Source organism: Myxococcus llanfairpwllgwyngyllgogerychwyrndrobwllllantysiliogogogochensis (assembly GCF_006636215.1).
Classification (GTDB): Bacteria; Myxococcota; Myxococcia; order Myxococcales; family Myxococcaceae; genus Myxococcus; species Myxococcus llanfairpwllgwyngyllgogerychwyrndrobwllllantysiliogogogochensis.
In genome coordinates this window covers 1-380 of sequence record NZ_VIFM01001051.1, presented here as the reverse complement: position 1 = coordinate 380, position 380 = coordinate 1, and the positions used below count along the sequence as shown (strand labels likewise).

At 56.1% G+C, this 380-nt stretch carries 1 protein-coding gene; it reads right to left on the bottom strand.

Annotation, left to right across the window (positions count from 1 at the left end; all coding sequences use genetic code 11):
• Positions 1-40 precede the first annotated feature (40 nt).
• Positions 41-380: DUF805 domain-containing protein (locus tag FJV41_RS56810; protein WP_141649721.1), on the bottom strand; the 340-nt coding region annotated here is incomplete at its 5' end.

Here is a 380-nt window from a genome sequence, read left to right as displayed (position 1 = left end):
GATGAAGACGCTCCTCCCGCTAGCGGGAGGAGCAGGAAGATTAGTAGGAAAAGGGTTTCGGATCGGGCCCGAAGCGATTATTGCCTTCGGTGCCGCGCTGGCAGTTAAAGATCAGGATCACCAGCCAGCCGATGACCGGGATCAACAGCAGCAATAGCCACCAGGCCGAACGATCGGTGTCATGCAGACGGCGAAATTGCACCGCCCACCACGGTAAAAAGACCAGTACGCCATAGATAGTGGTCAGAATGCCTTCGCCGCCAGCCCGCTGCCAGCCCAGCATTTTATCGATGATGCTCAATACGCCGGTCAGGATGAGGTTGACCAGAATAAACATCCAGTACTCTTTGCGCCGCGCACGGCCGCCAAATCCTATATAG